Source organism: Sporotomaculum syntrophicum (assembly GCF_009932395.1).
GTDB lineage: Bacteria > Bacillota > Desulfotomaculia > Desulfotomaculales > Desulfallaceae > Sporotomaculum > Sporotomaculum syntrophicum.
This window is the reverse complement of sequence record NZ_LSRS01000006.1, coordinates 12899-39477: the sequence shown is the minus strand read 5'-3', so window position 1 is coordinate 39477 and position 26579 is coordinate 12899. Positions and strand designations below refer to the sequence as shown.

Here is a 26579-nt window from a genome sequence, read left to right as displayed (position 1 = left end):
TCAACGCCTCATGGGCATCTAAACAAAAAACTTCTTCCTCATTGATACCATTGACGGCAGACCATACATCATAATGACTCTTCGTACAGAAGAAATTCATAATGTTTCAGCAGCTGCCCGCCCAATTATCCAGCTTTTTTAGGTCTACATGCATCACATGGGCAGTGGTAGGATGCAGGTCAAATATTTCTCCATTGATGATCTGCAGGGCAACCGGAGCATTGCAGTGCCGGCACACCGATTCAATTTTAATATCCTGTTTAAAGGTAAACGCCACGCCCAACGCATCCACTGCACACATCGCATACAGATGCCGACCGTCTTGCAGGTTCACCTGGTGAGCGGTGGGCAGGGCTGATACCGGATAAGCAAAAACAATATTGCCCAGCTCATCTCTGACCACGGTTCTTTTATCGACCAGGCTATCCACGATAGCAAGGACATCATCCAGCCGGGTATTGAATACCTGCTCCAAATCAGCCACATTTACCAGCGCAGCATAGTTAATGATGCTTTCCATAATATAATTTCTCACTAATCTTTCGTTAGCCGTAAGCTTTGATGATATGCTGGCTATACTCAGCGCTTCTTCCGAGTAATACTTAAAACGACTGGTGTTTTCTTTATTTAAGTTGTTCATACTTAAGCCAGACAAAGTTCCAATTCCTTTCCCGGCGCCTCCGGTTCCTTATGCAGCGCTTTCTTTAATAAATTCATTAAGTGCACTTTATACTTAATATATTTTTCTCCGTTTCTATTGCGGGGCCGATGCAGCTTGATCGCCAAATCCTCCAGAATGTTACCTTGTTGAGCAGACATCACAATCACCCGGTCACTTAAATAAATGGCCTCGTCTACATCGTGGGTGACCATAAGCACCGTCGTTTGATCCTTCAGCCAGATAGACTCCAGCTCTTCTTGCAGTATTTGCCTCATTTGAAAATCCACTGCTCCCAGGGGTTCATCCATTAATAATACTTCCGGGCTGCCGGCTAAAGCCCTGATGAAAGCGGTTCTTTGCTTCATCCCCCCGGATAGCTGCTGGGGATAAAGCCCCTCCTTGCCTTCCAGCTGGGCCATCGTCAGTAGTTCCTGCAGGCGCTGTTCCCGTTGCTGCCTCGGCATTTTACGCCTTTTCATCGGGTAGAGAATATTCTCCCGAACCGTCATCCAGGGAAATAGCGCGTAGTTTTGAAAAACAAAGCCACGGTCAGGACCTGGCGTGCTAACTTGCTGGCCGTTAAGCAATACGCTGCCCTCGGTAGCGCTCTGAAAGCCGGCGATAATGGTCAACAAAGTGGTTTTGCCACACCCTGAAGGACCCAGCAAGGTGACAAATTGACCTTCCTGAACAGTAAAATTTACTCCCGAGAGCACGGTATGCACGTTACCGTCATTGATAAAAACCTTGCTTAAATTTTCCACACTTAAATTCACTACTGGATAAACCTCCATTTAGTAGCCTTGCTATTGAACAGTTGAATCACCCGGTCGATGCCATAACCCACCAGTGCGGCCATGATCATCAGGGCAACCAATTTATCGGTCTCCATTCTTGTCTGAGCTTCCACCATGGAGTAGCCGAAACCGGCACTCGTCGCAATAAATTCCGCTCATATGACAGACATCCAGCCCAGGCCAATGGCAACCCTACTGCCAATTAATATATCGGGCAAGGAAGCGGGAACGATGACATGAGCAAATACGCTCCAAGGCTTAGCTCCCATACTTCGAGCCGCATGGTAATAATCTTTAGAGATGTTTTGCACTCCGGCGATGGTATTCATGATGATAGGAAATACACCGGCGAAAGCAATTAAAAATACGGTCGGTCCGTCACCGAGACCGAACCAGACTATGGTCAGCGGCACCCAGGCCATAATGGGCACCTGTCTTAGCGAATCGATCAGCGGGTCAAATAGTTGCATGGCTATTTTAGAGTAGCCCATCAGAAAGCCCAGCGGAATCCCGATCAGCAGGGCATAACAAAAACCTGTTAAAACTCTCTTTAAAGTGAGGAGGAGATTGGCGATGACTTCCGGGTCATGCAGGATGGCAGCAAAAGTAACCATTGTCGTCCAGGGTGACGGCATCATAAACTCACTGTTGTAATAGTTAGCGGCCAATTGCCAGACAGCTAAAAATGAGGCAATAGTGATCGCCCGGTAGAATAGTTTTTTATAGCCCATTGAGCCCATGAATGTTTCTCGCATTAGCCGCGAATTCCTGGAGTTGTAAATACGTGCTTTATTCTCAACCGGTTCCATTGGTTCACCTCCTCATGCCCAAAGTCGATATTTTTATAGTTACTAATCGCTGTCGCCAGAATCTCCGGTTGATTTAATTCAACAGCTGATTCAGCAAATAAACGCAGGAATTTATGATAACGCGGATCAGGCTTAAAACTTTTATTCACCACCAGGACATAAGTGACATGTTCCTCCGACTCGTTAGTTGTGGCGGGCAGTTTAGTTCCCTGCATGGTAAGGCCTTTTAGTGCATCTACGACAACCCCGTCAACGACATTTTTCACGTAAGCATATGGTATCGCTGACGGCAGCATAGGTACAGTGGCACAGTCCCCGGCAAAATGATCGGCGACTATCTTTACCTGGTGGTTCCGGTTCTGGGCTACCCCAATCTTTTTTGGCGCCTGCCCGGACTTAATGACGACGATGTCTGAATTCACCAGGCTTGGGCTAACAATTTCGAAACGGTTGTCCTTGGCTATCAGGCTTACTGCTGCATCAGGGCACATGATAGCCAGGTCATACAGATTGGTGGACAGACCCCACTGAGCCGTGCTGGCGCAACAGTCCTTGACCGGATACATGGTAAAGTCCTGCTGTACCATTGCGCCTGCGTAGCCCTTGGTATTGACTAGGTAGTGGATAATCAAGCCACCAGTATCATCCGGTGTTCCGATTTTTACTAGTCTATTGTCCTTCTCCGGTTGTGGCAAAGTGACATTGCCGGCCATAAGCAGCAACCCGAGTACTGCTGCCAGGACAAGATAATTTCTCATCTTCAGGTTTAAGCCTTTTTCCCCTCCAGTTGATAGGCTTTGGCTTTCCAATCAGCATAGCTCATGCCGATTGGAAAGACCGGATCTACTTTTTCCTTAATAAAAGTATCAAAGTCATCCGCACCGCACTCGTTCAGGTACTGTGGCTGGATAAACTCGTCTACGTTTGGTGCGGCTTCAAGGGTTCCTTCGGCTAGTTCCAAATCAATTTGTCTCTGCCAGTAGTCATAGTCAATCGTCCAGGTAAGGGTTCTACCTTCAGCAACAGTTTTTTTGTAAATCGTCATAAAAGCAACTTCCAGAGGTACATTGTAATTGGCCGCAAAGATTTCGGCAGAATGCACAGGCTTGGTGTATATATACTGCAGTGCCCTGGTATGGGCTAAAACCATTAACTTGGCCAGTTCCGGGTGCTCAGCGGCAAAATTTTTACTTAAATGATAGGCGCAGCACTCTCCCCATTCGCCGGAGGGCAGCTTACCGTCTATCGCCAGGATTTGGCCGGTTTTCTCGTATTCAGCCATCGATCCCCAGGGATCACAAGCTGTATAAGCATCCAAGTGTCCGGCCTTCAAAGCAAAGTACTCGTCTTTGTCAGACATGTCAAACACTTCATAGTTCTTACCTTCTATGGGGAGGCCTAATTCTTTAGCCATACCGATCCATGAGATGTTATTTTTCTCCGGGTCTGTACCCAGCGCTATTTTTTTCCCTATCAACTCTTGAGGATCTTTAATATCGTTTGAAGCCACCAGATAATACGAACCGCCGATATGGTTATTAGCTGCCACTAGAATGGGGGCCCCCTTTAAAAAGGCCCGCATCGTGCCGCTGTTGCCGACATATCCGGCGTCCATCTTTCCAGCAGCCATAGCTTCCGGCACTTTGCCGTTACCCAGCACATTAACCTTGAGCCCTAATTCATCAAAAATTCCGGCATCCTTGGCGATACAGGCACCGGTCATATGGTCACAATCGTAGTAGCCCAGCTGCACTACATAATCTTTATCTTTTTCCGGTATCGCATTATTGGCCGCTTTGTTTGAACTCGCTGTTTTATCCTCCCCACCGCCGCAGCCTGCCAGCAGCGAGAGTGCCAGGATAGTAACGATGAGCAGTATTAGCCGGCTCTTTTTTTGCATATGTAGTCTCCCTCTCATAAACATTTAATTTTACCTTTACAAAAGCTTTAGCAGCAATCTTCCATGCCTTCCCCAAACAGGTCGCTCAGGACACCTGCTTCCAGACGAAAGATGGCGTAGCCATAATTGGCGCCTTTGACACCCGAGGCGATAAATTCCAGCGGCGGTCGCTCATCTATATCCTTGAATTGGATCATCTGGTTGGTAGCCGGAGCCGGAACCTTGTTCGAGCATTGCAATTTCCCCGCGGCATCAAAAACCACTACCATCATGTTTTGATCCCTGGTATCCCGATATATCACCACCCTGTCATCGTTACCGGTGTTGTTTACATCGGCCCGGGCAAACACGATCACCTCCTTGTCCGGATGAACGGACTTAAAATGTTGCAGTAGAGCATCGCTCCGCATCAGCGCTTCAGTAGCACGGACAGCATCATTTTCTGCCGGCTGATTACCGCACCCGCCACACCCCAGGAAGATCAATAAAGATGTAAGTATAACCAGTAGTTGAGTTCGGCTTAACATCAGGCCATCCTTTCCGCTAGGTAAAGCTTAAGCCTTGGCCAAACCGAATAAATCCCCAATCCCACAACAATCACCGAGCACAAGTATTCTAAAGCAGCCGGTGTAGAAAAAATAAATTTATTCGCTATGCCGACCGTATCCCGAACTTTAGACAGATCAAATAAAGGGACAAAATCAGTCAGCAGCATATTGGTCAGGTAACCAATTAATAAAGAGGCGCCGATCAATACCACGGAGTAGATAGCTACCGCCCGCCGGCCAATAAGCTTATAGATGCTGATTAATTCCGGCAAATTGGTGGCCGCCCCGGTTAATAAAAAGGTGATGGCCAGTCCCGGTGCAGCTCCACTGGCTACCAGGGCAGCAATAAAGGGGATATGGCCCACGGCACATACATACATAATGGAGCCGAGCAGAGCAATGCTAACCAGGGAAAGCATACCTGGATTGCCCAGGTACTGCTGGATAAAGCTAGGGGGAACCAGCGCAATGATCGCACCGGCCAACAGCATGCCCAGGCAGACATACTTGCTGACCGAAACGCCCATATCCAAAAAGCCCCACTCTAAGCCGGAACGCAGCTTTTGCGCCAGGCTGTCCCCCCCTCCGGACTCCAACTCCACCAAATTAATTTCTGTATCAATACCTGGGGCGTGAAGCTCCGGCCCTGCCAGTTTATTGCCGGTAAGGCCAATGAACAGCGGGATAACAAAACCTGTCGCCAGATAAATGGTCGCAATCTGAGGCCCCAGAAAACCGTAGGCCAGCAGTACGGCAGCGGGGTTTATGATGGGGGTGGCGGTCATAAAAGCCAGGGTCGGGCCAAGATAAGCACCGGAATAATACAGTCCCAGCGCCAGGGGAATCACCCCGCAGCTGCACATGGGCAGCAGCATACCCGACAGGGTGGCCTTGATGATGGATGAAGTTTTGGTATTGCCCAGCATCCGCTGCAGCTTGTCCGGGCTTAAAACGTTGTGCAGCAAACCGGCCAGGATAAAGCTGGCTACCAGCCACACCGAAGCGCCGTTAAGAATATCAAAGGCAAGAAAAATTATCCGGTTAAGTAGTTCTGCTATCACTATGCACTGCCCCTAACTGCTTCTTCGATAGCTTTTTCAATGACAGCTCTGGAGAGAATATCATATTTCTTTCTGCTGTTAACAATCATCGTACCTCTGGTTACCATGCCGTATTTTTTAAGGTAACCCATATCTTTACCCGCGTAATAAATAAATACCTCAACAACATCTCCGTATTTTGCGGCTGCATGCCTGATCACCCGGGCATATTCATCACAACTGGGTCAGGTATTGATAAACTCAACCTGGACCTTAGCCATAACCAAGCCTCCTTTAACCTAAGCACGCCCTCTGCGCGCCCCACTGCTCACTAATCTTTGGCCATTTCCCGGGCCAGTAGGGCTGCCCCAAGAGCCCCGGCCAGTTGAGACGCCGCCACCACATGTATTTCAGCTCCCAGTTCCTCAGCCAGAAAAGCTTTAACCCCAGCATTTCTAGCCACCCCGCCGGTAAAGGTTACCAGGCTGCCCAAGCCCAGCCTGCCTGCCATAGCCGCTACCCTGCGAGCCACCGAGCGGTGGATACCGGCGATAATGTTCTCTTTGGTAACCCCCTGGGCCAGCAGACTGACTACCTCCGACTCAGCAAAGACTGTACACATGTTGCTAATTTCCACCGGCTCGGCACCCCGGGACAGCGCAGCCAGTTCACTGACATCAGCACCCAGGGCAGACGCCATTACTTGCAGGAACCGGCCGGTCCCCGCAGCGCATTTATCGTTCATGGCGAAATCAATTACATTGCCCTGCCCGTCCGTCCTGATTACCTTGCTGTCCTGCCCGCCGATATCAATCACCAGGTCGGTCCCCTCTACCAGGTAATGAGCGCCCCTGGCGTGGCAGGTTATTTCAGTCACCGCGTTATTGATAAAATCCAACATTATCCGACCATAGCCGGTACCGGTGATATGGCTGATTGCCCCGGCACTCAGGCCGGCTTTCAGCAACAGCTCATCAAATGCTTCCCGAGCGGATTGCCGGGGACTGCACCCGGTGGGCCTGATTACACTGCTCCACTCATGTCCGTTTAGCAGCACTGCCTTGGTGGTCATGGAACCTACATCAATGCCCACTGTGATCATGACTATGCTTTTCTCCTGTTGAGTAATTCTATAAAAGCACCGATTCTGGTTTGCAGCTGCTGCAGGTCGGAGGTGGAATAGTCCGTTTCCAAATGGAGGTAGGGCAGATCATATTTCTCTTTGACGCGCCGGCTAAGCAATTCGCCCTCTACGTTGTAGGTATGGCAGGCCTGCCAGGTCAAATCCACCACCCCGTCGACCTTATATTCTTCGATCATCCTGTCGATTAAATCGAATCTGCCTTCATTGTGCGACATGCAGGAGCAGGGTATCTGCAAATATTTTTCCGCAATGGCCTCCATGGGGTCCCTGGCTTCATCTTCATCCACCAGCGTATCTACTGTTTTAAAGCCACTGCAGTTCTCCAGGCCAACTACACTGCCACCGCACTCTTCCAATAGCCTCAGTACCTTTTCAGAGCCCAGGCCCACCGGGCAGCCGGTTAACAAGATCCGCGGGGTGCCCGCGGCAAAGGGAGAGGCTCCCAGGCGCACGATTTCCTCAACTTCCTCGGCGAGCTGGTTGATTAGCTCAATACCCTCTTCTACATCAACATTAAAGCCCTTCATCCAAAGGGTGGTCAGCATATCCAAACCGCTGAGCGGGGCCGGGTCGACTTTATTCAGCTCGTGCAGCTTGCGCATAGCCAAACGCTCTTTATTAACCAGTTTGATGGCCTTTCTTAAGCTCTCCCGGCTGATTTCTACACCCAGGTTTTCCTCCAGTTGACTTTTAAGCAAATACAGTTCATCAGTCCACCATTTTAAAGCCCCCGGACGGTTGGTGCCCTGGGGCAGGTGCAGCACATGCATCGGCTTATAATCCTTAAGCATTTCAAACATTTTTTTCTTGCCGTCACAAGTGGTTTCGGCAATCACATAGTCAGACATGCGGAAATAGGGACAGGTATCCGTGATGGCAAAGCCAAAGCTGGATTTAATCAGCGGGCAGATATTGCGGGGTAGTATCTTTTCCGCCGCGGCAATGGGCTCCTGTTTGGTACCGCACAGGCTAACCGGCAGCGCACCGGCAGCCAGCACCAGCTCCTTGGGGGAATAGGCACAGTACATACCCACGATTTTCTGATTATCCCTTTTCGCATGCTCCAGGTTAAGTATATTTTGATCACGCAGGTCATCGACGATTCTCATTGTTTCAGGACGCAATAGCTCAAACCTCCCATGTAAAATTACATAAATCCTCTAAAACTAAAAGTATTTTCTTTATTGTTTCATACAACTCCTTTATGTTGTTTATTTAATGTTTTTATGTTGCATAGGGACGTAATAAAATATATTTTTATGGCAATATAACGAAAAGCTTGCGATTCATTACAAGTACAGGCTTTTTATCTGTTTACCTCACTGAGTTGGATATGTAATAAGCAGTAACTTTTTCGTTTACTTTACTTTGGTAACTTCTTCTTCCAGCATGCATAGTATTTGTGAAGCCAGCTGCCCATAAATAGGGTTTGCTCGATCTCTGGGTCTAGCCATGTTTACCTTGATGACTTCTTTAACTCCTCCGGGATGAGAAGACATTACTATAATGGTATCGGCCAGATAAATGGCCTCATCAACGCTATGGGTAACAAAAACAATGGTTTTCATATTCTTTTCCCAAATAGCCAGGAGTTCCTTTTGCATCAATATTCTAGTGTGAGCATCAAGAGCGCCAAAGGGCTCATCCATTAAAAGAACCTGTGGGTTATTAGCTAATGCCCGGGCAATGGCCACTCGCTGCTGCATACCCCCGGATAATTCGTATGGGTAAGCCCTGGCATAATCCTCGAGTCCTACCATTTTGAGAAAACTAACGGCTACATCCAACCTCACCGACCTGGATTGCTTAGCAAACTCAAGGCCAAGGGCAACATTATCAATAACCGTTAGCCAGGGCAACAGAGAGTATTCCTGAAATACCATGCCGATATCCCTGGAGGGCTTGGAAATAGGCTGACCCTGGAAAGAAACAAGCCCTGAACTGGCACTATCAAGGCCGGCAATAATCCTCAGCAAGGTGGATTTGCCACAGCCGGACGGCCCTACGATACAAATGAAATTATTTACATAGATTTGCAGATTAAAATTCTCGATAGCTTTAATTTCCTTGCCCCGCTCGGTATGATAAGTTTTACTTAGCTGGTTAATTGTAATTATTGGTTCCGGCATGAATTACTATACCTACCTTATTAAACGCTGCCATTTAAACTTCTTCTCTTCAAAAATCCTAAAAAGGGTATCCATGAGTGCCCCTACCACACCAATGCTAATCATACCGGCAATTACAACGTCTGTCCTGGCAATTGTATAGGCATGTGTGATTAGATAGCCTATACCGGACAAACTACCCGGTAACATCTCAGCCGAAACCAGGCACATCCAAGCTACCCCCAACCCAATTCTCATCCCGTTAACTATTGATGGTTTAGCCGCAGGAATTAAAATCTTGAAAAAAATATCCGACTCGCTGGCTCCAAGTACTCGTGCCGAGTCAATTAATGTCTTCTTAACGTTTTTCACACCATAAATGGCACTGGTCAGTACCGGGTAAAAGGCACCGATGAAGATAATAAACACCATTGATAATTTTATGTTATTGAGATATATAAAAAGGATTCCTCTTTCTACTCCTGTTAGTGTTGCAAAACTGCTGATGCCAAACCAGGCTAAAACCAATGGCACCCAAGCCAGTGGTGGTATCGGCCTAAATAAACCCACAAAGGTATTAAACAACTGAAATATTTTAGCATAATAACCCATCAGTATGCCGAGTGGTATGGCCAGCATTACGGCTAATATATACCCGGCCAAGACACGCAGCAGGCTGATAAATATGTTATTGGTAAGTGAACCCATACTAATTAAGTTTTCCGAAGGATGGCTCAGTAACTGTAGCACCATGGCAGGTGATGGTAGTATGACGGTATTATCGATAGACTTAGCCAAATAAAACCAGATAATTATAAATACTAAAGGTAAAATAAGCATTATACATATATTGGCGACATTCTTACTCATTAATCTCACCCATGGATTCATAAGTAGAGGTTCCCTAAAGCCTCACCACGGGAACCTCTACTTATATTGATTAACGCTCTTCTATAAAACTAAAGTCGAAGAGTAACTTTTTAACATCATCATTCAGCGTCTTGTCCTTTAGCTGGCCTTCAAACTTATCCATATCATTTAAAATGTCAATGTAAACACCAACTCCAGACATCCATTCCTCCGAGGGATCTGTGTTATATACCAATGTGGAGGCTTTTGCTGCCTCAACAGGAATACCGATCCATTCGGCAGTAATGGCGCCCGCTTTATCTTTATTCTGGTTGCACCACTCGGAAGCATTAGTCATGATTTCCATAATGGCTTCAGTAACTTGGGGATTTTGGTCGATAAAGTCTTGATGAGCTCCCACTACACAGCAAGGGAAGTCGTACCATTCCCCTACAGGCGGCAGATCCCTGAGTTCCAAGGCCACTTTACCAAGACCCTGTGTAACAGCAACTTCAGGAAAGGGTGCCGGTCCAACCCACCCGTCAACTTGCTTACTGGTCAAAGCCGAATTTAGATTAGCAGTATCTTTAAGGTCAACCAGCAATATTTCGGCATTCATATCGTTGGGGTCCTGGGTAGCACTAATGCCGGCCTTATGCAGAGCGCCTTCAAAAACAATTTTAGGTCCACTGGTAGGAGAATGGTAACCAATTTTAACCGGCTGCTCAGCTTCCTCTACATAGGCAGCAAAGGAATTCCAATCATTGATCTTGCTATCCTTCGGCACAACTAGTCCCATACCTTCAGTCTGAATCGGGCAAAGCACTTTAATAGGAACATTTTGGTCTACCCCTTGTATAAACGCAGTGACAGATCCCAAAGCAACATCCAGATTACCCTGGGCAAAGAGGGTTGTTGTTTCAGAACCACTTTTTGTTACAACTAGATTAATATCAGCCAACTTTTTGCCATCCGACATAAGTTCATATTTTTCTCTAGGCACTACCTCCTTCAGGTAGGTACCCATATCCTTGAAAGCTTCGCCATTAGCAGCGGCAACCAATAGAGGTGTTTGGTGGTTGGTGAATATGTACCCTAAATTAACCTCCGGTATTTCTTCTTCATTTTGAGTATTACCTTGTTGATTTTGGCCACAGCCTACCAATGTAAAGGTTAGCAGGAAAAGCAGGCCAATAAGAACAGTAAACCGTTTCATAAGATTACTTCCTTCCATTTAGTTAATCCATTTAGTTAATCCAGTCCTCAGCAAAGCCAAAAACAATAACTTCATGTCCGTCTTAGTATCTTTTTCATCCTGTCCACTGGATCAGTAACCATATCAGTCCTTTTCATTAGATAATAACTACTAGGCTTGTTGGTTATTTCAATTTCGGCGTTCTAGAACGCAAAATATTTGCCCCCCTTTCAAAATTTCATAATTCTATGTTCGTAATGATATTCTTGATCTCCTCATTACCTTCCTTTATAGTATTGATACAATATGTTTATAGTATATTATGAAATGATAAAAATAAATTATCGTGTCATGAATGAATATAAAAAAAGCACAAAAAAACCCTTAAAAGGTAAACATCCTTGAAGGGTTATTCTTTAAGCTTTATAGGAGTCAATCTGCAAGGTAGATCTAGATAGGGAGTGGAGTTATACATAGCAATCGAGGGTTATCGCTATCCCTGCTGCCTAAATACAACAGAAAAAGTGGTGCCCGTTGTACTTGTATCAATTTTTATGCTCGCGTTATGCCGGGCGGCAATACTGAAACATACTGCCAGGCCAAGGCCGGTTCCTTCATCCTTGGTGGTAAAAAAGGGGGTGCCGATTTTATCCAGCAACTCAGGAGCAATACCGCAGCCTTGATCTGACACCGCTAAAACCGTCTCTGCATCCCTATTCATAAAAGTTCGTATCGTCAACCTCCCTTTTGGCTGCATGGCTTGCAGCCCGTTGCGGGCCAAATTCAACAGCAACTGCCGGATTTCCTTCTCATCCAGCAGCAGGTCAGGTACCGCCTGCAGGTCAACTTCAATGCTTTTCTCAGAGTTTATAGCATCGGCATTGAGTAGCGGGATCATCGCCTCCACCAGGCCGTTAAGGTTTTGCCTTTTTAAATTAACGGGCCTGTCCTTGGCCATAGCAAGAAATTCCGTAATTATCGAATTAGACCGGTCCAGTTCCTCGATCATCAAATTAAAATATTCCCTGTAGTCCCGGCAATCCTCCTTGTCGCTCAGTAACTGCAAAAAGCCGCGCACCGTGGTCATGGGATTCCTAATTTCATGACCAATACCGGCAGCCATCTCCCCCACCAGGTTCAAGCGGTCCAGTTTGGCCATATCCTGTTCCATTTGCCTTTTTGCGGTAATATCCTCAGCAATCCCTAAAACATGAGTTATCCTACCCGCCGAATCTTTTAGGGAGGAAAGATGAGTATTGGCATAATAATACTCACCATTTTTTTTCAAACCAGTGATTTCTCCCTTCCATTCCCCGCCGGATTTCATACTCCCCGGTAACTGTTCCAGCTGATTTTTTTCCTCACCCATTATTTCCATAATCCCCTTGCCGGCAACATCTGCAAGGGAATAGCCGGCAATACTAGTAAAACTACTATTAACATATTGTATCCTGCCGCTGGTGTCTGCAATAACCACCATCACCGGACTTTGCTCCACAGCGCTGGAAAGTACTCTGAGCTGTTCTTCGGCTTTCTTCCGGGAAGCAACTTCTTCCTTCAGGGATTGAAGGCTTTGGTTTAAATGCTTGCGGTTGTTTGACTCCATATCGGTCAGTCCACCCACCAGCCAGCCCATTATATACATCATACCAATGAAAAGTAAGTTTTCTTCTCCGGCCTGGTATATATTCAAGCTGCTTATATAGGTGTTATAAAAGACCAATCCCATCGTACACAGAGTAGACATAATTAACCCGCCTGTTTTACCGGTAATAGAAGCAGCTATTAGAACGGGCAGCAGCAAGATGGTTTCAATGTTATTAATGCTATCACCTGTAGCCAGCAGGGCAACTATCGTCAGCAACAGGGGAAAAGATAAATAAACTGCCTTGGCAAACGACATGGCATGAATATCATCCAATAGAGAAATACTCCTGGTTTTTAAAATAATTAGAAGGTACAGTGCTACTAGACCTGCTACGATAAATAAACGCACATTGTTAAGCGGGTACATCTGGTCCGATACGTTAAATTTATTACCGAGCACCAGTGAAGATATTACAATCAGCAGGCAAAGCATATGCGTAGTAAGCAGATATTCTTGTAGTTCTTTTTCCCTGTGGGAAACATTGTCCTTTGCCATGCCTTTCACCTTCTTAAAAGAACACTAAATAGGGGGTGGAATCACCACCCCTGCAATAGCCAAAACATAATAGCACCAAAATGTTCTTTCTCTATTTCCTCAGTGCTTCAGGCACTTCAGGCTGGTATGAGGTAATCGCGCAACTCGCCCCAAAAGCAGCAGTGACATTGGCCAAGAACAGTAACGCTGAAACCACGAGGACAAACAATTGTGCTTTAACCTTTTTCATTGTTTCACCTCCTATCTTTTCCTTAATGAAATACCATCAATTACTGCCATGAATCCATGGCCCCAACCGGTAAGCATAAAACTAACCCACAGCAACGTTAAGGCAACACAGGTGCGAACCATTTCAGCGTACTGCCACTGACTGCCCCTAAACCACAGCGTCGCGACAATCACCAACATCACAAAAGCAACGGAGGCATATTTTAGTTTTTTTCTCCGGACAGTAGAGATAATGGGGGCGGCTACAGAATCTACCGGAGCCAGCACTATCATAGCCATCATTCCCACCCCAAAAGCCACAATCGACAGCATATCAACCGCCCCCTGGCCCAAGCGGTTAAAATAGGTGCTCAACAGGGCAAGCATAGGGTATATGATAATGGTAACGACAGCGCAACGCAGGGGGGAATTGGAATGGGCTCCTCCGGCAATATGTCTGAATAATGCAGTTGTAACCAAACAAGCTGCGGTCCCGGGCAGTACTCCCAGGAATGCTCCCACCAGAAGTGTTAAAAAGACATTCAAAAAGGTTAAGGCCAACACCTCAATAATATAGGTCAGAACAGTTTCCTGTTCCGCCGGGAGGTTGGTTTGACGGCTTAAGTAACCTGCCCAACGTCTACTAAAGGATAAATAGCTCATATTTTCCACATGCCTTCCAGAGGTTTGCGATACCTGGCAATAACCGGCGCAATGACAATCAATATAATGGCCTGGGGCAACCCCATCAGCATTCGCGTATAAGGAGTAAATGCAAAATAACTGGATTCAATATTTAAAAGTTGTCCGACTAGTTCATATACGCTTACCTCCAGTAGCGCCAAAAGGGCAAAACTGGCAAACGCGACAATAAAGCTTGTTGAAAACGGTACCCTGGTAAACCGGGTGATAAGCAGCGCCGTTAATAAAATCGCCGCTACGCTATGCAGTCCAAAGGTGACCGGCAGGTTCCTAATTATATAAATTACCGTCGCTAAAACGCAGGCAAAAGCCAGGATCACCCCCCAGCGCAGTTTTACCCTGGCCAAAGCCAGGCAACAGGCCACAACACCCGTCATTTCTGGAATTCCCTGTAGATAAAATAGCAATATCTGGCTCATATCACACCACGCAATCTTCAATGTAAAGAAGTTATATGGCACAAAAGCTAAACTTACATTTGATAATACATCATTACTGACTAATAATGTATTTTTCAACTTTTCTGTCAAAAAAACCTTTGAATACGTCAATGTTTCGATCGCAAATTCCGCCATCAAGTTCTTTGTTTCGCAAAAACAATTGTATCATGAAATAAATGGAATATTTTTTCAATTATAAAAGCCTGTATCATCAATAATACAGGCTTTTATAATATCTTACTGCTTATTATCTAAGCAGTTGCTCCATTTACCGGCTAAAGAATAGTGGCTTTTTACCTGCCCTGGTAAGCCATAATACCCGCCACAATACCTTCCACAATATCCGCCTGGTTTTTTGGCTCCCATAGAAATGCTTCCTCCTGGATATTGCTGATAAACCCGGTCTCTATCAGAATCGCAGGCATCAATGTATTTTTAATCACGTAGAAACCTGCTTCCTTAACTTTTCGATTGTTCTGACCGGTCCGCTCAAGTATCCCCTCCAGAACATGCTGGGCCAGCCGGCCATCGGAGCCATAATATTTAAAAATCTCCAGCCCCTGGATAGCAGGATTAGCAGTACTGTTAGCATGAATACTGACAAATGCAAAGGCATTGGTCCGGTCGGCTATAGCTACCCGCTCATCGAGCGACACATAAGTGTCGTCCGACCGGGTTAGTATCACCTTATAACCTTCATCCTCCAGTGCGGTTTTCAATTGATTGGTTATAGATAACACCAAATCTTTTTCATATTTTCCTGAAACACCGGTAGCCCCAATATCTCTACCGCCGTGCCCGGCATCAAGGATAATTAATTGCTCATCAACTACCAGCACCGGATGTGCGGGTTGGCCGGACGGTTCGTCAGTTGTAATGGTATCAGCTATTGAAGACAGTTCGCCGGATACCTTAATGAGCAGGGAGTCGTTATTTTTTTCAAAATGGTAACTAACCACTCTGTTTAAATCCAAAACCACCCGGGTAGTTTCACTGTTTAACTGGCCTGTCCTAATAGCAGACACCAGCGGATGCTCCAGGTTAACTTCTTTAGCCGCTCTGTTGGTAGTATTTTGCAAGTCAAGCACCAGACGGTCCGGACCGCGTAGCGTAAATACCTTGTTCAAGCCATCTTCAACGGTTAGTTCAATGATCAATTCCGTATCACTGGTTGTAGTGGTGATGTCCGTTAAAGTGCGCTCATTGGACAAGGTTACCTCTTCCGGCAGGTCAGGCTCCAGCCAAGCTATATCCACTCTTAAACCATCGGGCGTATTGTGTGCATCCACCTGACAACCCAGTGATTCGCTGATAAAACGCAACGGCACCATCGTCCGGCCGTTAACCACCTGAGTGGCCACATCCAACTGGATGTGCTCATTATTTTTGTATGCCACTTTTTGATTCACCGGTAGTTCGATGGTCAGGTCTCCTTTTTTGCCAAAAGCAGCATTCGCGCGGCTATCAAACCACACCTCGGCACCTAAAGCCTCAAATATATGCCGAAAGGGAACCAGCGTCCGGTTCGAGGCGGTATCAACGACCGGAGGGACATCAAACTGCACGATTTTCCCGGTCACATAAACTTCCACACCAGCCAAGGCCTGAGGCACATAGAATACCCAACAAGCAACAAAGGTCAGCAAGATAAACATTTTTTTAAACCGCAAATTTTTCAATCCCTTCGGAATTTGGTTTTTCGAGCATTACACGCCACATTTGGACAAACTAGCCGACATATATATTATATACGATAACCAGCATATTTTGTTCCCTTAATTATTCAAATATTAAAGTATATTCTTAGTATTATTTCGACATAACATGGGGCAAATACCTTTTTATGCTTTTTAAAACCATGTTTATATAAGCCTATAGATTATGCTGAGCACAAGTTTGTGCGTTCAAAAAAGAATGCCGGTGGCATTCTTTTTCTATTACCAGATTTGATTAACGTCCCCGGGGCGAAAGGTGGACTCTAAGTGGACAGTGATCTGGTCATAATATTGTTTTTCAGCTTCAGGGTAAGTAAAGATAAAGGAATTGGCGGAACCCCGGCCAGCAAATGTTTTGAGATAATAAATAATATCATCCTTTTCCCAGGACAATACAAACCAGTTATTACCCATTTGCTGGTAAGCTATTTTCCCCCCGGCATACTTTTTGGCCACCTGATAGATGTCCGCTAGGGATTCGTTCTGCAACACATTGGCCCCGTAAACCACTAACTTAGCTTCTTCGCCGGGAGATGAAAACACCCGCCCGTCACCGTTTTCCGGTGACACGCCGGCAGTAAAATCCCTGGGATAGTCGATGGCATAACCAAACCGTTCGTTCCGATATTTTTGGTATTGTATTTTTTTAACAGCGTTGTTTTTTGGTTTAGCCTGTTTTTTATCTTTATCTTTAGCTGCCGGCGGTTTAACTTCCTCGACTACTGCTGGGGATGTAGTATCCCCGATAGCGGTCCCCTCAATGGGAGCAGGTTCATTATTTGACCGGCTGGACAGCTGAGCGGCCGTCTCCCGCTCAACCGCCTGTTTAAAGCTTTCGTCACCAGCAAAGCCAAACCAAACAGCCAGCAGCAGCAATGCCATGGCCAGGGCACCTGCAACCCATTTCAAATTAGCCCGGAAGCCCGGTTTGGGTAACATGGTGGTAGAGTCGCTGCCGGTATCCGAGTGAGGCAGTTTTACCGTTAACTCAGGGTCACTGCTAAGCAGCACAGTATCGTCAACAATATGCTTGTCCGCACCTGGAGCGTCAAGCAGGGCCAGCCACTCCCCTACACTGGCCGGCCGGTCAGCCGGATTCAGCTGTAATGCCAGGTGGATTGCCCTCTCGGTTGGCTTGGTTACCCCTACCAGGCTGCTCACCGGCTCAAATTGAAAGGGATTTTTACTTGGATTAATACCGGTTATCAAGTAATAAAGGGTTGCACCAAGGGAATAGATATCTGACCGTGCATCGGTTTGACCTTGCCCGTATTGTTCAGGAGCTGAAAAGCCAACGGAGCCATAAGTAACCGTGTCCGTAGTCTGCCCGGGTTTAAAGTGTCTCGCGATCCCAAAATCAATCAGCTTGATCCTGCCCTGGGGAGTTAGCATAATATTTGCCGGCTTCAGGTCCCGAAAAATCACCGGAGGCTGGTGACTGTGCAAGTAATGCAGCACAGCACAAATTTGCCTGGCCCAATCAAGGATCTCGGCTTCCGGTACAGGCCCTCGTCTTTGGAGCACGGCTTCCAGGGACTCCCCTTCGATAAAATCCATCACTAAATACAGCCGGTGCTGCTCCCCCGCAAAGAAGTCCCAGACCCGGGGCAGAGCAGGGTTATCCAAGTTAATTAACATGCCGACCTCGCGTTCAAAGGCCTCCACTGCTAAAGCAATATTATCCTGGCCGACAGCGCCAGTGCTCATCTCCTTGATCGCCACCACCCGGTTTTGCAGACGCCGGTCTAACGCTTTATAAACCGCCCCCATGCCACCCCGGCCCACCAGTTTAATAATCAGGTAACGTCCTTCCAATATGGTATCTTTCTTGATTAACCCAGTGGCACCGCCTAACCTGCCTCCACAGCTGCCACAATATGGTTGTTCAGCAGGATTCTGGTTACCACAAATGGGACAAACAACCATCATATGCCTCCATTGATAAAGTCCTACCATATTCAATTAAATACGCAATTATATTGTTTTTTTAAGTGTAATAATAAATATAATGTCCAACAATAATCAAGAGGGGCGATAAACCTCGCCCCTCTTGCCAACTTCTCTAACTACTGATCCCTGCCTATGCCGGGGCAACCCCTGAAGCTACCCTTTTTGTGTGGCAGCTCTTGTAATTTAGCCTGCTGCTCCTTGGTAAGAATAGACTGGCACTCCTGCTTGCCTTGCTGAAAAATAGTGTGAATTTTTTCACGCATTTCATTGATTTCTTTAATTTTGGCCTCTACCGCAGCCTGATCAGGTTTCTTCTGTAATCGCAGCTGCATCAACTCGTGCCTGCTGTCCATCAGCTTGATGCGTAGATCGCGAATTTGCTCGTAGCTGCTTTGGTTAACTGCCCGCATTTTAGTCAGTTGTTGGTCGGTGAGGTCTAAAACCTCCACCGGGCTAACCCACTCACCACTGCCTGGCAAGTGAGGTCCGACACCGCAACCCGTGCCGGCAGCCGCAGCTACCTGGACTATTCCGCATAGCAAGAACAGAGTTAAGGTTAAACACAATATACTCCTCTTCATCAGCGCTACCTGTTAAGAAACCGCAATACAATGCTGCAGGTTTCTCTCCCGCCGGTACAAGCCTGGAAAGGCTACCGGTGAAAGTCAGTTGCTCGAGCCGGCAACAGCTCAGCCTGTCGCCAGCGCCGTACAGCTGAAAAACAGGATTCTTCACCTCCTATTGATTTATTGCGCCATAGCTTTGAGCAGTTCCACAGCGCTGGTTTTAGTATGCCCGGCATTAAGGTACAAACTTTGAACAAAGAATGATTATTTTTCGGTACCTGGAGGTGTTCCTGGAAGCCATGCCACTTACCCGCCCAGGGTAATATCCTGATTCTCATACCAGTGCAATGCCTCATAAAAATGCTCTTTTTTAAAATCAGGCCACATATCCTCCACCACGTAAAAATCAGCATATATTGATTGCACAGGTAAAAAACCGCTGAGCCTTCTGCGCCCGCCCCAGCGAATAATTAAATCAATGCGGGAAATATCGCGGGAGGCTATAGTTTGTAATATATGGCGTTTGGTACTGCAGCTGCTGTCTTCCCCTGCATTGAGAAAATGATGCAAATCCCACTTCCAGCCATAATTGACCAGAAAATTAATTTTAATTAAATCACGGCCAAAGGTTTTTCTTTGCCGGTATTCCTTCAGCTGCGGTGGAAAAAGAGGTGAATCATAATCACCCATGACCAGCAGGGAGGCATCCCGGTTAGCCAGCATATCCACAGCATCTACGCAGGCCTGCTGAAAGGCTCTGGTCTGTTCCGCCGGGCGCTTGGTGTTATCCTGGGTGAAACCGTAGAAGGTCAGCTCAGGGATACCCAACTCCACGCACAGTTCATACAGCATCATACCGGGGTCCAAACCGTTTTGATAACCGGCTTGTTTAGGCAGCCCTTTGCCCACAGCCCACCTTCTGTTCCCGTCCGGGATTACTCCTATATGCTTGGGCAGTCGCTTAAATTCGTTTTTTGTCATATGGCTCCTCCAGGCATGTTAAAACATAGCTACTGTTTTAAAATTCCCATATTCAAAAGATAATATCCCCGTGCCGCCCTGACCGATGCTTGAACCTTTTACTAAAATTAAATTTATGTTATCTTAAAGTTGCGGAAACATAAAAAGGCCAGACTCCGGTTTAATACCGGCATCAGGCCTGAACAGCGTAATTAAATTATTCATCACCTGTTGACAGGGAAAATGAGGCAACCGGCTTCTATTCCGCCAGTGCCCGCTCCAGAATGCGGTACATGCGGTCCACCATATCCCGGGGGTCGGTGAGCAGGCCTGCTGCAATGAGAGCGTTGTCGTAAATTTGCTCTACAGCCAGGGCAGCAAAATCGGCATCATTCTGGCGCAGTGCTTCCAGACTTTTGACCAGCTTGTGGCCGGGGTTGATCTCCAGTGCCTTTTGGCCGAACCCCGTACCGCCAAATTCCTTTTGCAGCGCCTGCATCACCCGCTGCATGCTGCTGGTCATGCCCTCATCCATATTAATCAGCACCGCCGGGCTGTCCACCAAACGCTTGGATTCCCGTACCTCGCTGACCTTATCTCCCAGGGCTTGCTTCATAAAGGCCAGTAAATTCTTCAATTCCAAGCCCTCCAGCTTGCCGGCGTCTCCTGAGTCGGCCAGGTCAGCCTGGGTATCCGGCAAATCAAGCTCGGGCTGGTCGGCGGAAACCAGTTTCTTTTCCTTGTACTGCGCCAGGTTGGTGAGCACAAAATCATCCACAGGCTCGTGAGTGTAAAGCACCTCCATATCCCGCAATTTAAAGGCCTCAAGGTACGGTCCGGCTTCAATGACCTCCCGGGTCGGCCCGTTAATATAGTAAATGTGCTTTTGATTTTCCGGCATCCGCTCCAGGTATTCATCCAGGGAAACGTACTTGCCGGGCTCGGATTTGGAGGACTCAAAGCGCAACAGCGGCGCGATATCCTGACTGTAGATAAAATCTGAAGCCGCGCCTTCTTTAAGAAAAATACCGAACTTCTTCCAGAACTCTCCGTATTTATCCGGATCGGTCTTGGCCTGCTCGCCCAAAAATTTAAGAAAGCGCCCAGTCAGCACCTTGCGCAGCCGGCCCACCAGTGCACTGTCCTGCATGGTTTCCCGGGAAATATTAATGGGAATGTCTTCACTGTCCACTACACCTTTGACAAAACGCAGCCACTCTGGCAAGAGACCCTCGGCTTTTTGTTGCAGCATCACCTTGCGGCAATACAAGGCCACCCCGGGCTCGGTTTTGCCAAAACCATAGCGTTCCAAATTTTCCTGGGGTACAAATAACAGCGCATTAATGGCCAGGGGTGCGTCAGCAGAAAAGTGCAGCCGGTAATAAGGTTCATCATAGGCATTGGCGATAAACTTATAAAACTCGGTGTATTCCTCGTCCGTGATTTCATTTTTGTTGCGCACCCAGATGGCCTGCACTGTATTAATCTTTTCACCCGCTAAAATAATGGGAAATGGTACAAAATTCGAGTAGCGCTTGATGATCCGCTTAATGGTATCGGGAGAAGCAAATTCCCCGGCGTCATCTTTAAGCTCCAGAATTATTTTTGTGCCCCGGGTAAGACCCGTCGCCTGGTCAATGGTGTAACTGCCCACACCGTCTGAAACCCACTCACAGCCTTCCTCACCGGGTACAAAGGAGCGCGTCAGCACCCGCACACGTTTGGCCACCATAAAGGCTGAGTAAAAGCCCACCCCGAACTGGCCAATTAAGTTCAAATCCTTTTGTTCCGCTTCAGCCAGCTGCTGTAAAAATGCCTTGGAGCCGGACCGGGCAATGGTACCCAGGTTATCCACCAGTTCGTCCCTGGTCATACCGGTACCGGTATCGCTGATGGTCAAAGTTTTATCCTGCTCATTAACCTCGATGGTGATCTCAAGCGGCAGGTTAGGGTCTGTTACTTCTTTATCGGTAATGGTGCGGTATCTTAATTTTTCCAGGGCATCGGCTGCATTGGAGACCAGCTCCCGTAAAAATATTTCTCGGTCGGTGTAAAGGGAGTTAATCACAATATCCAGCAGTTGTTTAACTTCGGCCTGAAACTCCAGCGTCTGTTGTTGTTTGTTATCAGCTTCATCAGCCATATATATACCCTCCCTATTGGTAAAGTGGTTTGAGCAAATTTAGTTTAGTTTATATAGTAGTCTATTGTTAGCACTCAACCCCGGCGAGTGCTAACTTATAGAATGATAGTATTGCATTTAAAGCACGAATGGCAAATACCGTAAGCGCTTAAAATCCACAACAATAATCCTTTTATTATGCATTATCTCCATTTTACTCTAGTTTATAAATCAAAGTAATGATGTTAGGCAAATATAATCTGAATAAACAACATAAAATAATCAAAATATATCAATAAAAATAACGCAAAGAAGGTATCTCTTTTGGTTGATGTAATGGATAAGATTCAAAAGATACGGGAAATCGGTAAGTCTACCAAAGAAAGACAGCAATACATAAATGTATCAGAAGTTTTTTATGTGTGGGATGTTCTGGTTACTAAATCAGATATTATGGAATGTATTCAAGTTACTGGTAATTTTGCTGAAGATAAAGACTTAAGATTAATTATCGATAAGGTAACCGCTGTTATTAAAGAAGGCATGGCCAGTATGGAAAGCATCATGAGCAATTACGGTATACCGTTCCCGAGTCGCCCGCCGGCCGCTATTAACACCACAGCTAAATTAGAGCACATAACAGATAGATTTGTCTATCAAACCTTATTTATCGGCATTCAATCATTCTTCCATATTCTAGCGGGAGCTTTTATGCAAAGTACTTCCCCTATAGTTGGAAAAACATTCAAAAACCATTTAATAACTACAATGGAGGTTCATGAGATACTTATCGAGTACGGTAGGCTAAAGGGTTATTTGAATATTCCTCCCACTTATAATGCATAGCTGAGCATAATATTAAAAAGAGGTAAAAGGCAAATGAAAATATTAAAGGCTAAAGAAATATTGAGTAGTCTAACTGCATCTACTGCGGATAAACAACAAAAAATCAGCGTCACCGATGTATTTCACCTGTGGAATCATTTAATCCAAAGATATCACATAATATATCTGACAAATATATTTGAAAATTTTGCTCACGATGAGGATTTAAGGCTAATTCTTAAGCTGGGTAAAAAAACGCTTGACAAACATATTTCTTTATTAGAAAAGAATATGACGGCCTATGGAATCGCGCTTCCAGTTAGGCCCCCGAAACAAACCCAATTTACGGTTAATATTGAGGCTTTCACAGATAGATATATATTCCGGCGCGTTTTAAGGGGTATTCAATCCTTTTTACCTACGCATACTATGGCTTTTATGCATAGTACTTCCCCTAGCATCAGAGAGATGTTTTTAACTTTTTTAATTGAGGAGCTGAAACTATACGATAGATTTATCGAATACGGTAAATTAAAATCCTATGTAATTATTCCGCCCATGTATAAAACAAATTAAAAATGACAACTGTTACCATCCCCGGGTGTAATCCTCGAAGCAATCCAGGCAGACAAACTTACCGTCCCGCACCCGAGCCCGGGGCTCCATCACATATTCCCCGCAGCGGGCACATTGCACGGAAGTGAACAAAAGCGCCTTTGAGGGAAATTGAAAATCAATTTGCTCCACCTTGCAGAACTCTTCCTCGGGCATGTGCAACAGTTGTTCGATCCACCGGCTCCGCTCCTGTTCGAATTGCGCCAGTTCCTCCTCGGTGGCCGTGCCGGCGAAAACCCTGTCCCGCAGCCGGTCCTTTTGCGGGTCGGACGGGTGCACCCTGGTATCATCCACATAGATGCGCAGAGCCCGGTTGCTGCTGCGGCTGCCAAAGGTATACACCTGCTTGCCCAGGTCACGGAAGAGCAGGTTACCCTTACCCAGGGTACAGCCGGTCAGCACCATGATGGCATCGACTCCGCAGGCGTCATTTTCCACAATAGCCACCAGCTCTTCGTCGGCCGAGCGTATTTCCTTAAGATGCTCCAGTGCTATTTCCGCTACTCGGTACCCGACGGCCAGTCCGGGGCAGGCATGCCCGTGAAATTCAACTGCTTTTTCCCAAAAAGTCTTATCCGCACACATCATAAGCACCTCGTCATTTTGAATTGAGCTAGTCTAATCATACTAAGTCATATAACCAGCTTGCAACCCGTTATATAAACATTTATAAAGCATAAAAGGTCGCCAAGACACCCATCCTTAAAAAATGCTTGGCGACCTTTTCATTGCAAGCACCGGCTCAGTTGCCGGCACCCTGTTGCAGCTGGCTCATCATATCACTAATATCCTGCACTTGTACACCCTCAGGCAAAGCAAATGTAGAAGCCGGCAGAGCTCCCACCTCAACATTCTTATACTCCATGACCGTCTTGCCACCATTCTCATCCGAAGCTTCTACACGCACGGGGATACCGTAATCCTCCCGCACCCACATTTTTACTTCATCTTTAGAATCTTTTTCTTGAACCAAAAGGACCCTGCATTTATGCCCTTCTAAGTCTACAGTTTCCAGTTCAGTAATTAGTCCATCACTAGCTTCTTCCGTAAAATCAAAGGGCGTATCTACTTCCTCGCTTCCCCCCGGCAGGTCCTTTTTAGTATATTTGAGCGCCATATTTTGCGCCGGGTTATACATATAAAAAGCACTACCGTCAAAAAGCATAATCACTTTTTCACCCTGAGCCGAGGTTTCATGCTTCACCTTATCGCCCTGCACCCACATTTTACCCTGCATAGTGGTGCCGGACGCCGTTAAAACATAATCACAGGTCATGCCCTCAATTTTTTGCCCTTTAGCGAATAAATCCGCTGCCGATTCCTTCTCCGTATTTTGCGCATTTTGTCCCGCAGTTACTCCCTGGATGTCGCCATCGTTGCCGCTTTCCTGTTTTTCTCCACCACACCCGGCCAGAGCCAGGGAACCGAAAACAACCACCAGCACGGTAACCAAAAGCATTTTTAACTTATGCAACATGCTACTCCCCCTTTATAATTTGCCAATATTATTCGACATAACCGGTAAGTTAACCTTTATCCTTAAAGGTTAATTTTTCCCTGATGTAATAACCAGGTACTGCCTTTGATACATCCTGCAGGGATTTTCATAGAATTGTAGAAAACCTGATAATAACTTGCTCATGGGCCTCATAGCCGCATTTCTTACCACAATAATGCTTAACAAAAAGAAAGAAAGGGTGGTTTAAATATGGAGAGTAAATTAGCCCGGGCCATTCAGCTCAAGTATGCACCCGTAGCAGTAGTGTTCACCAACGAAAAACCAGAGCTGGCCCTGCAATTTAAGGAAAGTCGCTGGGGCTGTGTAGTAGCTATGCTCAGCGCGGCAGCCAAAGGCAGAACTGCCGTATTTGACCGGAAAACCTTTGGTTGCCTAGGTGGTGGCGCCGGTTTGGGCTTTGGCAACACTTACGTCAACTTCCCCGGTGGGATTGAGTATTTCCTTTCCACCGGCAACCAGGACTTTTGCCAATCCGAGATAGGCAAGAATATAGTGAAAAATATGCCTGCTCTGGAACATGGCGAAGGCTACCTGAAAAACCCTGCCGTAGCCAAAAAGTTTGTTGAATGCCTGCCCATGACAGATGTACCCACCGATTATGTCGTTTTTAAACCGCTGGACAGTTTATCAGCGGGAGAGACACCCCAAAACATTGTTTTCCTGGCCAATCCTGACCAGATTTCCGCTCTGACGGTTATGGCTAATTACGACCGGGAGACCAATGAAAATGTAGTTGTGCCGTTTGGTGCAGGCTGCCACAGTATTGGTATTATCCCCTATCAAGAAGCACAGCGGGAAACCCCCCGGGCTATCATCGGTTTGATCGATATTTCGGCCCGCAAGCATGTGGATAAAGATATCCTGTCATTTACAGTACCCTACCAAATGTTTTTGGCCATGGAGGCCAATGTTACAGGAAGTTTCCTGGACAAGGAAGAATGGCACCACGTACTGGAAAGAAATAAATAAATAAACCTACAGCCCCATCTTAAGCCATTATAAGGTGGGGCTGTTCTCATATCAGCACTATAAGCGCTTCGTCTATTGAATATTATCTAATCATTTTTCGCATTCTAAGAAAAACTAATTACAAAAGGAGTGCGTTTAAATGAATACTAAAAATTTTTCCACCCTGTTGGTAGCACTGTTTATCACTGCGCTCGTTATTTTGAGCGGGTGTACGGAGGCTAGAAAACCAGGGCCCACACAGCCTGTCCCCAACCAGAACCAAACCGACACAAACAATGACAACCAGGCTAATGATGATGCCCGGCAGCAGGCCAGAGACATTGCTCAGAAAGTCGACCAGGTTGAAGGTGTGAAAAGCTCCACCGTGGTAGTAGCCGGGAATACCGCCTATATTGGCTTGGATATCAAAGCCAATTTGGAAAATGAGCAAACTAAAGCAGTTGAGGAAGCGGTAATTAAGCAAGTTCGAGGCACTGAGACCGGCATTAATACCGTTTTTGTAAGCTCGGATGCCGATACTTTTACCCGTCTGAAAAATATTGATAAAGGGATCGCCGAAGGCATGCCTGTGTCCAGCTTTGCCAACGAGCTGGCAGAAATCACCCGCCGTTTAACACCAAGAACCATGTAAATAACAGACCCACATACACACTACCGCAGTGAACCGGGAGCATCACCGGTTCACTTTTTATTTAACATCGGCTGAGCCCCTTCCAGCAATTCAGACAGCAAATATTTATTAAACAACAGCAGGTTTTATACAGGTTAAACAGAAATACTTATTATGCGGAATTA

The 26579-nt window shown here is 46.3% G+C and carries 28 protein-coding genes; 4 read left to right on the top strand and 24 right to left on the bottom strand.

Annotated elements, in window-relative coordinates:
• Positions 1-106: 106 nt before the first annotated feature.
• From saoL to htpG, 22 genes are all read right to left on the bottom strand, one after another.
• A complete protein-coding gene (gene saoL / locus SPSYN_RS12685) occupies positions 107-655 on the bottom strand; it encodes a MerB-like organometallic lyase SaoL (protein ID WP_161822871.1) in 549 nt (182 codons plus the stop codon).
• A complete protein-coding gene (saoA, locus tag SPSYN_RS12680; RefSeq protein ID WP_202623831.1) occupies positions 643-1437 on the bottom strand; it encodes an ABC transporter ATP-binding protein SaoA in 795 nt (264 codons plus the stop codon). The genes saoL and saoA overlap by 13 nt, the downstream gene beginning before the upstream one ends.
• Entirely contained in the window at positions 1437-2267 is an 831-nt protein-coding gene (saoP, locus tag SPSYN_RS12670; protein ID WP_239591052.1) for an ABC transporter permease subunit SaoP, read from the bottom strand. The genes saoA and saoP overlap by 1 nt, the downstream gene beginning before the upstream one ends.
• Positions 2213-3076: an ABC transporter substrate-binding (seleno)protein SaoB gene (gene saoB / locus SPSYN_RS12665; RefSeq protein WP_161822868.1), complete on the bottom strand. Its 864-nt coding sequence runs from the start codon at positions 3074-3076 to the stop codon at positions 2213-2215. The genes saoP and saoB overlap by 55 nt, the downstream gene beginning before the upstream one ends.
• Entirely contained in the window at positions 3034-4167 is a 1134-nt protein-coding gene (saoX, locus tag SPSYN_RS12660; RefSeq protein WP_161822867.1) for an ABC transporter substrate-binding subunit SaoX, read from the bottom strand. The genes saoB and saoX overlap by 43 nt, the downstream gene beginning before the upstream one ends.
• Positions 4168-4214: 47 nt before the next feature.
• On the bottom strand, positions 4215-4694 hold the full coding sequence (gene saoC, locus SPSYN_RS12655) for a Cys-Cys-COOH (seleno)protein SaoC (RefSeq protein WP_161822866.1): 480 nt from the start codon (positions 4692-4694) through the stop codon (positions 4215-4217).
• A complete protein-coding gene (gene saoE / locus SPSYN_RS12650; protein ID WP_161822865.1) occupies positions 4694-5776 on the bottom strand; it encodes an efflux transporter SaoE in 1083 nt (360 codons plus the stop codon). The genes saoC and saoE overlap by 1 nt, the downstream gene beginning before the upstream one ends.
• A complete protein-coding gene (gene saoT, locus SPSYN_RS12645; protein ID WP_243153044.1) occupies positions 5776-6036 on the bottom strand; it encodes a thioredoxin-like (seleno)protein SaoT in 261 nt (86 codons plus the stop codon). The genes saoE and saoT overlap by 1 nt, the downstream gene beginning before the upstream one ends.
• Positions 6037-6086: 50 nt before the next feature.
• On the bottom strand, positions 6087-6857 hold the full coding sequence (locus tag SPSYN_RS12640; RefSeq protein WP_161822864.1) for an acyl-CoA dehydratase activase: 771 nt from the start codon (positions 6855-6857) through the stop codon (positions 6087-6089).
• A 2-nt stretch (positions 6858-6859) separates the two neighbouring features.
• Positions 6860-8023: a double-cubane-cluster-containing anaerobic reductase gene (locus SPSYN_RS12635; protein WP_161822863.1), complete on the bottom strand. Its 1164-nt coding sequence runs from the start codon at positions 8021-8023 to the stop codon at positions 6860-6862.
• 234 nt (positions 8024-8257) lie between these two features.
• Positions 8258-9028: an ABC transporter ATP-binding protein gene (locus tag SPSYN_RS12630; RefSeq protein ID WP_161822862.1), complete on the bottom strand. Its 771-nt coding sequence runs from the start codon at positions 9026-9028 to the stop codon at positions 8258-8260.
• A 12-nt stretch (positions 9029-9040) separates the two neighbouring features.
• Entirely contained in the window at positions 9041-9877 is an 837-nt protein-coding gene (locus SPSYN_RS12625; RefSeq protein WP_161822861.1) for an ABC transporter permease, read from the bottom strand.
• A gap of 70 nt (positions 9878-9947) precedes the next feature.
• Positions 9948-11072 (bottom strand): ABC transporter substrate-binding protein, encoded by a 1125-nt coding sequence (locus tag SPSYN_RS12620; RefSeq protein WP_161822860.1) that lies wholly within the window; start codon positions 11070-11072, stop codon positions 9948-9950.
• Between the two features lie 472 nt (positions 11073-11544).
• Positions 11545-13194: a PAS domain S-box protein gene (locus SPSYN_RS12615; RefSeq protein WP_161822859.1), complete on the bottom strand. Its 1650-nt coding sequence runs from the start codon at positions 13192-13194 to the stop codon at positions 11545-11547.
• 91 nt (positions 13195-13285) lie between these two features.
• A complete protein-coding gene (locus tag SPSYN_RS12610) occupies positions 13286-13423 on the bottom strand; it encodes an AgrD family cyclic lactone autoinducer peptide (RefSeq protein ID WP_161822858.1) in 138 nt (45 codons plus the stop codon).
• Between the two features lie 11 nt (positions 13424-13434).
• Positions 13435-14064 (bottom strand): accessory gene regulator ArgB-like protein, encoded by a 630-nt coding sequence (locus SPSYN_RS12605; protein ID WP_161822857.1) that lies wholly within the window; start codon positions 14062-14064, stop codon positions 13435-13437.
• On the bottom strand, positions 14061-14522 hold the full coding sequence (locus tag SPSYN_RS12600; protein ID WP_161822856.1) for a hypothetical protein: 462 nt from the start codon (positions 14520-14522) through the stop codon (positions 14061-14063). The genes SPSYN_RS12605 and SPSYN_RS12600 overlap by 4 nt, the downstream gene beginning before the upstream one ends.
• A gap of 314 nt (positions 14523-14836) precedes the next feature.
• A complete protein-coding gene (locus tag SPSYN_RS12595) occupies positions 14837-16213 on the bottom strand; it encodes an N-acetylmuramoyl-L-alanine amidase family protein (RefSeq protein WP_161822855.1) in 1377 nt (458 codons plus the stop codon).
• A gap of 267 nt (positions 16214-16480) precedes the next feature.
• Entirely contained in the window at positions 16481-18187 is a 1707-nt protein-coding gene (locus SPSYN_RS12590; protein WP_161822854.1) for a serine/threonine protein kinase, read from the bottom strand.
• Positions 18188-18324: 137 nt separating this feature from the next.
• The gene (locus tag SPSYN_RS12585; protein ID WP_161822853.1) at positions 18325-18789 is read right to left on the bottom strand and encodes a Spy/CpxP family protein refolding chaperone; all 465 of its coding nucleotides are present in this window, start codon (positions 18787-18789) and stop codon (positions 18325-18327) included.
• Positions 18790-19080: 291 nt separating this feature from the next.
• The gene (locus SPSYN_RS12580) at positions 19081-19755 is read right to left on the bottom strand and encodes an undecaprenyl diphosphate synthase family protein (RefSeq protein WP_161822852.1); all 675 of its coding nucleotides are present in this window, start codon (positions 19753-19755) and stop codon (positions 19081-19083) included.
• 238 nt (positions 19756-19993) lie between these two features.
• On the bottom strand, positions 19994-21877 hold the full coding sequence (gene htpG, locus SPSYN_RS12575) for a molecular chaperone HtpG (protein ID WP_161822851.1): 1884 nt from the start codon (positions 21875-21877) through the stop codon (positions 19994-19996).
• Positions 21878-22180: 303 nt separating this feature from the next.
• On the opposite strand from htpG, the gene SPSYN_RS12570 reads away from it, so the two are divergent.
• Together SPSYN_RS12570 and SPSYN_RS12565 are read left to right on the top strand one after the other, a co-directional pair.
• Entirely contained in the window at positions 22181-22702 is a 522-nt protein-coding gene (locus SPSYN_RS12570; RefSeq protein WP_243153043.1) for a DUF3231 family protein, read from the top strand.
• 33 nt (positions 22703-22735) lie between these two features.
• Entirely contained in the window at positions 22736-23257 is a 522-nt protein-coding gene (locus SPSYN_RS12565) for a DUF3231 family protein (RefSeq protein WP_161822850.1), read from the top strand.
• Positions 23258-23269: 12 nt separating this feature from the next.
• On the opposite strand, the gene SPSYN_RS12560 is transcribed toward SPSYN_RS12565, so the two are convergent.
• On the bottom strand, positions 23270-23884 hold the full coding sequence (locus tag SPSYN_RS12560) for an FmdE family protein (protein WP_341478883.1): 615 nt from the start codon (positions 23882-23884) through the stop codon (positions 23270-23272).
• Between the two features lie 154 nt (positions 23885-24038).
• The gene (locus tag SPSYN_RS12555) at positions 24039-24773 is read right to left on the bottom strand and encodes a LolA family protein (RefSeq protein ID WP_161822849.1); all 735 of its coding nucleotides are present in this window, start codon (positions 24771-24773) and stop codon (positions 24039-24041) included.
• A gap of 231 nt (positions 24774-25004) precedes the next feature.
• On the opposite strand from SPSYN_RS12555, the gene SPSYN_RS12550 reads away from it, so the two are divergent.
• Positions 25005-25784 carry a DUF169 domain-containing protein gene (locus SPSYN_RS12550; protein ID WP_161822848.1) on the top strand — a complete coding sequence of 260 codons (780 nt, stop codon included), beginning with the start codon at positions 25005-25007 and terminating at the stop codon, positions 25782-25784.
• Positions 25785-25923: 139 nt separating this feature from the next.
• Positions 25924-26415: a YhcN/YlaJ family sporulation lipoprotein gene (locus SPSYN_RS12545; protein WP_161822847.1), complete on the top strand. Its 492-nt coding sequence runs from the start codon at positions 25924-25926 to the stop codon at positions 26413-26415.
• The last annotated feature ends 164 nt before the right edge of the window (positions 26416-26579 follow it).